Annotated in this window: 8 protein-coding genes; 3 read left to right on the top strand and 5 right to left on the bottom strand. The window is 47.5% G+C overall.

The window, feature by feature from the left end:
* On the top strand, positions 1 to 771 hold a 771-nt coding region (locus RMO55_RS00190; RefSeq protein WP_310421685.1), incomplete at its 5' end, for a fatty acid desaturase.
* Positions 772 to 787: 16 nt separating this feature from the next.
* Positions 788 to 1,270, top strand: coding sequence for a plastocyanin/azurin family copper-binding protein (locus tag RMO55_RS00185; protein ID WP_310421682.1), 483 nt, complete (start codon positions 788 to 790; stop codon positions 1,268 to 1,270).
* Between the two features lie 185 nt (positions 1,271 to 1,455).
* Here the strand turns inward: RMO55_RS00185 and RMO55_RS00180 are convergent, their stop codons facing one another.
* The 4 genes from RMO55_RS00180 to RMO55_RS00165 form a co-directional block, all read right to left on the bottom strand.
* Positions 1,456 to 1,704: an acetyltransferase gene (locus RMO55_RS00180; RefSeq protein WP_310421680.1), complete on the bottom strand. Its 249-nt coding sequence runs from the start codon at positions 1,702 to 1,704 to the stop codon at positions 1,456 to 1,458.
* Positions 1,705 to 1,979: 275 nt separating this feature from the next.
* Entirely contained in the window at positions 1,980 to 2,453 is a 474-nt protein-coding gene (locus tag RMO55_RS00175) for a universal stress protein (protein ID WP_310421678.1), read from the bottom strand.
* 18 nt (positions 2,454 to 2,471) lie between these two features.
* Entirely contained in the window at positions 2,472 to 3,155 is a 684-nt protein-coding gene (locus tag RMO55_RS00170; protein WP_310421675.1) for a phosphoribosyltransferase, read from the bottom strand.
* The gene (locus RMO55_RS00165; protein ID WP_310421672.1) at positions 3,121 to 3,537 is read right to left on the bottom strand and encodes an HPF/RaiA family ribosome-associated protein; all 417 of its coding nucleotides are present in this window, start codon (positions 3,535 to 3,537) and stop codon (positions 3,121 to 3,123) included. Before RMO55_RS00165 ends, RMO55_RS00170 begins: the two co-directional genes overlap by 35 nt.
* 128 nt (positions 3,538 to 3,665) lie before the next feature.
* Between RMO55_RS00165 and RMO55_RS00160 the strand changes: the two genes are divergently transcribed.
* Positions 3,666 to 4,949, top strand: coding sequence for a Glu/Leu/Phe/Val dehydrogenase (locus RMO55_RS00160; RefSeq protein ID WP_310421669.1), 1,284 nt, complete (start codon positions 3,666 to 3,668; stop codon positions 4,947 to 4,949).
* 25 nt (positions 4,950 to 4,974) lie between these two features.
* Here the strand turns inward: RMO55_RS00160 and RMO55_RS00155 are convergent.
* A partial coding sequence (locus RMO55_RS00155) for a DEAD/DEAH box helicase family protein (protein WP_310421666.1) occupies positions 4,975 to 7,626 on the bottom strand: 2,652 nt, incomplete at its 5' end.

Raw genomic sequence — 7,626 nt, 5'->3', positions numbered from 1 at the left:
CTGACCACCTGGCCGATGTTCTGGCCCTATGGCACCTATACGCTGCTACATCGCTTGCATCACGGCTGGAATGGGATCGACCTGCGCGACCCAGAGCGCGTGCAGTGGACGCAAGATGAGTACCAGCGAGCAAATCCCCTTCTACGCTGGTATGTCCGCCATCAGGGGCTATTGGATCTGTTCGTGCTTGGTGGCATTGGGCTGATTCTCAAAACGTTGATTCATGGTTGGAAATTGAGAACTGTACTGCCGCAATTGCGAACGCAGCTTTGGCTCGATCTGACGGGCATACTCGCGATCCAAGGTGGATTGCTGGTATTTTTTAGTCAACGGGGTGAAATCGGTCGCTACCTGCTGTTCTGGCTGATTCTGGAGCGGACGATTGGGGCGGTGGCTCAAATGCGCGATCGATTGGAACACTATGGCATGTGGGGACAAACTGGCGGCTATCAACTGACGCAACTCTACGCCTGTCGCAATCTAGACACCTATCCTTGGTTCGGCTGGCTGATGGGCGGACTAAATTATCATGCCGTTCATCATGCGTTCCCAGACATACCCTTCAATCGCTTGCCCGTAGCATTCGATCTCATTCAGGAAGTTTTACAACGGAATGGATTGCCACTGATGGTTCAGGGCAAAGGTTATCTGCATGAAACGATCGAGCTAGCTCAGCATCCTTCGACAATTGGCGCGGTTAACCCTCAAGATATTAGGAATCGACACTACTTGCTGTCACTATCTCGAACCGAATCAGAGATCGCTCACTAAGATCAGGATAATAATTATGAGATTTCCACTAGAACATTTTAAATTTTGGTGTTGTTGTCTGATGATGGTAGTAGGAATCTATAGTTTCCCAGTATCATCGGTGCTGGCAGATCGATTCTCCACAGGAGAGGCTGCGCCAACGATAGTTACCGCACCAACTGAAATCAAAATTAGTTTGGGAAATACTGCTAATGAACTCAAGTTTTTCCCCGATCGAGTGCAGTTAGTAGCAGGCAAAAAGTACAAATTACTACTGTCTAATTCCAGTCCCCAAAAACATTATTTCACCGCGATGGAATTTGCCAGCAGTAGTTGGACACAAAAAGTTGATGCTGGTAATGTCGAAATTAAGGGCGCAATTCAAGAGTTAGAATTGCGCCCGAGTACTAATGCTGCATGGGTATTGGTACCAATGAAGCCAGGAAACTATAAATTGCGGTGTACGATTCCTGGACATACAGAAGCCGGAATGACTGGCACAATTGCCGTGGCTCCATAAGACTTCCTGCGAAAGTCAGGTTTTAGGTTTTAGGCTTTAGGCTTTAGGGGAAGATATGGACGAAAACAATACTATAAAAGATTTTGTTTTTACTTTCGCAGGAGGTCTATAGCTTCGCCGATGACGAAACGATTGCTGGCGGATTCTACCATAGGTAATCGCTTCGCCGATTCAAATGGGCGATCTTATCCTGTTGAGACTGCCATTCTGGACTGTCCGAGATGAAGATGTTCGCGATAATGACCATCTAGCCAACAGATTGGTAATGATTCTTCAGATGGAAATCCCATTTCTGCTTTAGTAAATAAAGCAGGATCTTGCAGTTCTTCGCCAGCATGAGCCATGCCGAGTACCTCAGTCTTGAAGGGATCGAAAAGATCGCTAAGTTCGAGGATTTCAACAAGTACTTGAGTCGGTCGATGTAATAAAAACATAGAAGACCTCTCTCGATCTGAGTATGGGTTTAAATTAATTAATAATTAATAATTGGGTGATTAGGATAGGGATTTAGCGGATTCATTTTCGGATGGGGAACCCGTCTATGAACATGAACCAAGCAAACCCCTGCTCTTTGTTAAAGTACACACTGATAAATAAGTTTAGTGGTTGCTTATCTATTACTATAGGGCAAAAGTATGAGGAACTCGTGAGGATTGTTTCGATTCTCTGTATTCAAAATCTAAATCTTTAGATAGTCATAGCTCAGATTTTATTTGTTCATCAATACAGAACAAGGCGCGTGATGAAGAACATAATTGCTAATACTGCCTAACAGAAATTCATTCAGAGCAGAAATGCCCCTGTGTCCCATTACAATCAGATCTATATCCTCTGACAGTGCGAACTCACAGATTTTTCGACCAGGGCCACCAGCAATCTGATGAAATTCGGTTGTGATGCCTTCTACAGTCGATCGATCTGCCAGCGATCGTAATAGATTCAAACTCTGTTGTTCGTAAGTTTGCCACTGTTCTCGATATAGTTTTAGCATGTCACTATCGGCTGCTTGAAAATATTCTAATCCAGTCGGCATCGGGATCGATAGGCTATTTTGCTCCTCGAAAGATAGGACATGCAAAAGTACCAGATTAGCTTTGTCAGCCTTCGCAATATCGATCGCTGTTTTAAAGACATCATGACTCATTTCTGAGCCATCTATTGCTACCAAAATCTTCTTAAACATCTAGATCTCCTTTTAACGTTAAATCGACGATTCGGCGATCGATCTTTGAGGATTGCAGGTCGCTGTATCGAGCAAATCACATACTTGTTCATCAGTGGTTAGATCGAAGTCTTCGTACCAAAAACCGATTCCACAAAACTGTTCGGGGGTGATGAGGCACACCACCTCATCGACTTCAGATCTCAATCGATCGCATGTGTCCAGCGGCGCAATTGGTACGGCGATAATTATTCGCTGTGGTTGCTGGGGTTTGAGTATGCCAATCGCCGCTCGCATCATCGCACCCGTTGACAACCCATCATCTACTAAAATGACAATCCGATCGCGAATATCCAGTGGCGATCGATCGCCCCGATAGATTCGATCGTGGTGTTGTAATTCCTGAAGTTCTCGATCGGCCACTTCGGCGATCGTATGTCCAGAAATTCGCAACCAATCGAGCAGATCTTCATTCAACACCTGAAACCCACCAGCGGCAATCGCCCCGATCGCTAGTTCTGGATTTCCAGGCACGCCCAGTTTCCGCACCAGACAGATATCTAAAGGCGCGTTGAGTGCCTTTGCCACCTCAACGGCTACTGTTACGCCGCCGTGGGGAATTCCGAGCACGAGGACATTGGGGCGATTGGCATACGGGGTGAGTTCGCTGGCTAATAATTTTCCCGCCTCAGTGCGATTGCGGAATCGAGTCTCGCTCGGCATCAGTTTCACCTCCTACATGTGTTTTAATCTCGCCACGTCGTTGCTGTGCGTAGTTCTTGAGTTGGCGTTCGGCACTCTCAAAGGCATCGCGAATGGCAACGTGGAGATCTTCATGTGTCTGCTGTGTTGGCGGCTGGCGATTGACGACTAACTCATTACCAGGGACGGTTAAATTAATTTGGACATGGTAAATATTACCTTGATGATGGTGGCGATGGGGCACTGCGATGACAACGCGACAATCAATCAGCCGATCTGAGAATTTTTCGAGCTTGGTGATGTGTTTGTGAATCTTGGTTTCAATTGTGTCCAACGGGGCGAGATTTTGCCAGATGATTTGGGGTGTCAATCGCATAATTTCGTAACCTCTTGAGCTGCTCACCAATCAATGTAGAATAAAAGTCTGAGGAACTTGTGAGTAAGTATGCAAGCTTGCACGAGCTGGTTTGACTTTGGCTCTAATAGACGGATGATGACAACTCGAACAGCAACAAAGTTCGCTCTACAACTATGACAGAATCTCTATTCGCAGAAGCCAGTCAACGGCTAGATGCAGCTCTTCATCACATCTCCATTTCTGAAGATGCGATCGAACGCCTCAAATTCCCTAAATCCAGTTTGCAAGTTTCCATCCCCGTGCGGATGGACAATGGTTCTTTACAGGTGTTTCAGGGTTATCGAGTGCGCTACGATGACACCAGAGGCCCTACCAAGGGCGGTATCCGCTATCATCCCAGTGTGACTCTCGATGAAGTCAAATCCCTCGCCTTCTGGATGACGTTCAAATGTGCGGCACTAGATTTACCATTTGGGGGTGCCAAAGGCGGGATTACGATCGATCCCAAACAACTCTCCAAATTGGAGCTAGAACGGCTGAGTCGAGGCTATATCAATGAGATCGCCGATTTCATCGGCCCCGATGTGGATATTGCCGCCCCAGACGTGCAAACCAACTCGATGATTATGGGTTGGATGGCCGATCGATACAATACGATTCACCGCAAAATTGTCCCCGCCGCCATTACAGGTAAACCCCTGACGATGGGCGGTAGTTTGGGGCGGGACACCGCGACAGGCATGGGTACGTTCTTTGCGATCGAAACCCTAATGCCCAAATTCCAAACCGTGCGGGAAAACACCACCGTTGCTGTCCAAGGCTTTGGGAATGTGGGCGTAGTTATTGCCGATTTGCTGTGGCAGGCTGGTTATCGAGTGATAGCGGTGAGCGATTCTCAGGGCGGGATCTATGCTAAAGGTGGGCTGGATATTCCCAGTGTCAAGCAGTTTAAACACTCGACGCGGAATCTCAAAGCCGCGTACTGCGCAGGAACGGTCTGCAATATCTTGGAGTATGAAACCATTACCAATGAGGAACTGCTGACACTAGATGTAGACATTCTGGTACCTGCGGCAATGGAGAATCAGATTACCGAGAAAAATGCCAACGCAGTGCGGGCGAAGTATATTTTTGAAGCGGCGAATGGCCCGATTACGGCGGCTGCCGATGCCATCTTAGAAGCTAAAGGGATTCACGTCTTCCCCGACATTCTGATTAATGCGGGTGGCGTGACGGTGAGTTATTTTGAATGGGTGCAGAATCGGAGTGGTTTGTACTGGACGGTTGAGGAGGTAAACGATCGCTTAAAGCAAAAGATGGTGAAAGAAACCGAGCGGATTTGGTCGATCTCACAACAGAAGTCGATTTCGATGCGGACTGCTGCTTACGTTCACGCACTCGATCGGATTGGCGAAGCGATTAATGCTAAGGGTACCCGCAATTTCTACATCAGTTAACTTTTGAAGATGGCTAATGCTACATTTAAGCGGTTTCAAAGTTCATCTCTACGGTTTGATTGAACGATCGCACGATCGCCACGATCGAATCTGCATCATCATCGCCAAACACTCCGTCCAATCCATCCCGATGAAAATCGGTGAACGGCGGCTCGTAGAGCAAACGGGGGTTCATCACTCCTTGCTGGGTGAGCAGATCGATGATTTGCTCGACAAAACGGATTTGGTTGGCACTGAATTGTCGATTTTCTAGGTACTTACTAAAGGCTTCCTTGGCTGTGGCGCGATCGAGTCCTACTAATGTCCGAATAAAACTTTTGAGGTTTTGGGCGGTATTGGTGTAGACATTTAAGAACTTCTCTCGGCTTTCTAAACCCTCGGTGGTAAAGAGCATTTCCTCTAGGGCGGTGAGATCTGTTGCGGTGAGGGGGAGATTGCGGCGGAGTTTGGCGATCGAGATATGATTCTGGTTAGCGCAAATATATGCTTCGACTTTCTTGCGATATTGGTAAGGACTGAAGCCTGTTTGTTTGATCGGTACTGTAACTTTGGTGAGTTCTCCGAGTTCGTCTTGAAAATCGGTGTAGATAATGCTCTCAATTTGTCGATCGACGAACTGCATTAAATCCCTCAATTTCACTCTCAGAGACTCGATTTCGACGGGCGTAACGTCGATCCACCAGTCCTCTGCTTGGGCGGCTTCAATCAGGGGAAGTTGTACCTTCACCGTGGGAATTGTCCGTTTCTCTTCCAGATTGCCGAGCAAGTCTCGCACCTTATCCCGTAATGTCTCTAAGCTCGTTCGCGCAGCGTCTCCTTCGGAGAATCGATCGTCTAGAATAGCGATCTGAATTTTGAGACAAATTAAATCGAAGCGTTTGATGAGAGGATTTTCATTTGGTAGCCCAGTGGGAAGCTGCGAGAGGGTACCGCCAATGATTTTGAGATCCTGGGGATTGAGTTTGTCCCAGCGTTCCCGCACTGAGAATTCTTCGACAGCGGCAAGATGACGGCGCACCATAAAGTTCTCGGCTTCCATGCTGGCAACCTGTTGGTGCAGGCTGTCGCCTAAATCTTGCTGTAATTGGTGATTGTTGGCATTATTGCTAGTCGCCATGCTCTGATAGAGTTCTAGGCGTGCCTTAAAGAGTTTTTCGCCCAGACTGTCGGCGGGTTTTGGGTCTTTCTCCTTAATTTGCTGCTGGAAGTAGGCAAAATTAGCACAGAGATCGAAGATCAGAAATTCTTGTTTATCTAAACCGACACCAAACAGATCGAGACACAGACGGGTACCTCTGCCAATCATTTGGTTAAATTTGACGCGGGAATAGACGGGTTTGAAGAACATCAAATTGACGACTTCAGGGACATCTACCCCCGTATCGAGCATATCTACCGAAATGGCGATCGTCGGTTGTTTATCCGGCTCTGAGAAGTCATCGAGCGTACTTTGAGCGTATTTATCATAATTGTCGATAATCCTGGCAAATGCGCCTTTGTAGTGGGGATAGTTTTGATTAAACCGTTTTTCGATTTCGACGGCGTGTTCGTGACGACGGGCGAAAATAATCGTTTTACCCAACCTGTCGCCGCCGTCTACTTTGATACCGCGTTCCATCAGGACTTCGAGAGCTTTGTCGATCGTATCGCCGTTAAATAACCAGCGGTTGAGGGCGGCGGCATTAATTTCGTCGGGGATTTCGCCTGTTTCGGTATCCGCAAACTTTTCCTCATATTCTGCTTGTTCGTCAGGGAGCAGTTCGCTGTATTTAATCCCAGAGCGGAGGAACTTAAACGGGACATCGATACCCGTAGGCGGGACTAGATGCCCGTCTCGAATTGCATCATCTAGCTCGTAGGCAAAGGTGGGATTGCCCTGCTCTAGGTCGAAAATTTGATAGGTATCGCGGTTTACTTCGTCTCTGGGGGTAGCGGTTAACCCCAGCAGGAGAGCATCAAAATGATCGAAGAGATAGCGGTATTTCTTGTAAACGCTGCGGTGAGCTTCATCGATAATGATTAGATCGAAATAGCCAGAGCCAAATTTTCTACTCTGTCCGTCGATTTTATCGTTCGCGTAGCGTTCACTTTGTGAAATCGCATTCATGATGGTGGGATAGGTAGAGAAGACGATATTCGCTCCGTCGATGTCTTTCTCTTTGGTCAAATCTACCGTCGTCGCGTTGGGTAGATGGCGGGTAAAGGCGCGTTTGGCTTGGGTGACGAGGCTGGTACGATCGGCTAGAAATAACACTCGTTTAATCCAGTTGGCATTGATCAGCAAATCGGCAAGAGCGATCGCGGTGCGGGTCTTCCCTGTGCCTGTTGCCATGACTAGCAGAGCTTTGCGGCTTTTATGAGCAAAGTTATCGCTGATGCGGCGGATCGCTTCGGTTTGGTAACTGCGTCCGGCAATGTTGGCATTGGGTACTTCTAAATGGAGCGGCTTATTGTTGGTACGTCTCCAGATCAGGCGTTGGAGTTCATCTTTTTTGAGGAAGCCTTGAATCTCCCGCTCTGGGTAATTGTGGTCATCCCAAATATAGGTTCGATCGCCATTACTATAGAAAATTACCGGACGCTGGTGAAATTTCTGCTCCAAACAGTCGGCGTAAAGCTTGGCTTGCTGCTTGCCCTCTTCAGGACTTCTGCGGGTACGTTTGGCTTCTACTACCGC

This window comes from Chamaesiphon sp. VAR_48_metabat_135_sub (assembly GCF_031418915.1).
Lineage (GTDB): Bacteria > Cyanobacteriota > Cyanobacteriia > Cyanobacteriales > Chamaesiphonaceae > Chamaesiphon.
The sequence above is the reverse complement of the archived record's forward strand: the minus strand, read 5'-3'. Positions and strand labels throughout refer to the sequence as shown.

Coding starts and splice junctions, on each gene's coding strand:
- RMO55_RS00185 (WP_310421682.1), top strand. CDS start 788: ATGAGATTTCCACTAGAACATTTTAAATTTTGGTGTTGTTGTCTGATG.
- RMO55_RS00180 (WP_310421680.1), bottom strand. CDS start 1,704: ATGTTTTTATTACATCGACCGACTCAAGTACTTGTTGAAATCCTCGAA.
- RMO55_RS00175 (WP_310421678.1), bottom strand. CDS start 2,453: ATGTTTAAGAAGATTTTGGTAGCAATAGATGGCTCAGAAATGAGTCAT.
- RMO55_RS00170 (WP_310421675.1), bottom strand. CDS start 3,155: ATGCCGAGCGAGACTCGATTCCGCAATCGCACTGAGGCGGGAAAATTA.
- RMO55_RS00160 (WP_310421669.1), top strand. CDS start 3,666: ATGACAGAATCTCTATTCGCAGAAGCCAGTCAACGGCTAGATGCAGCT.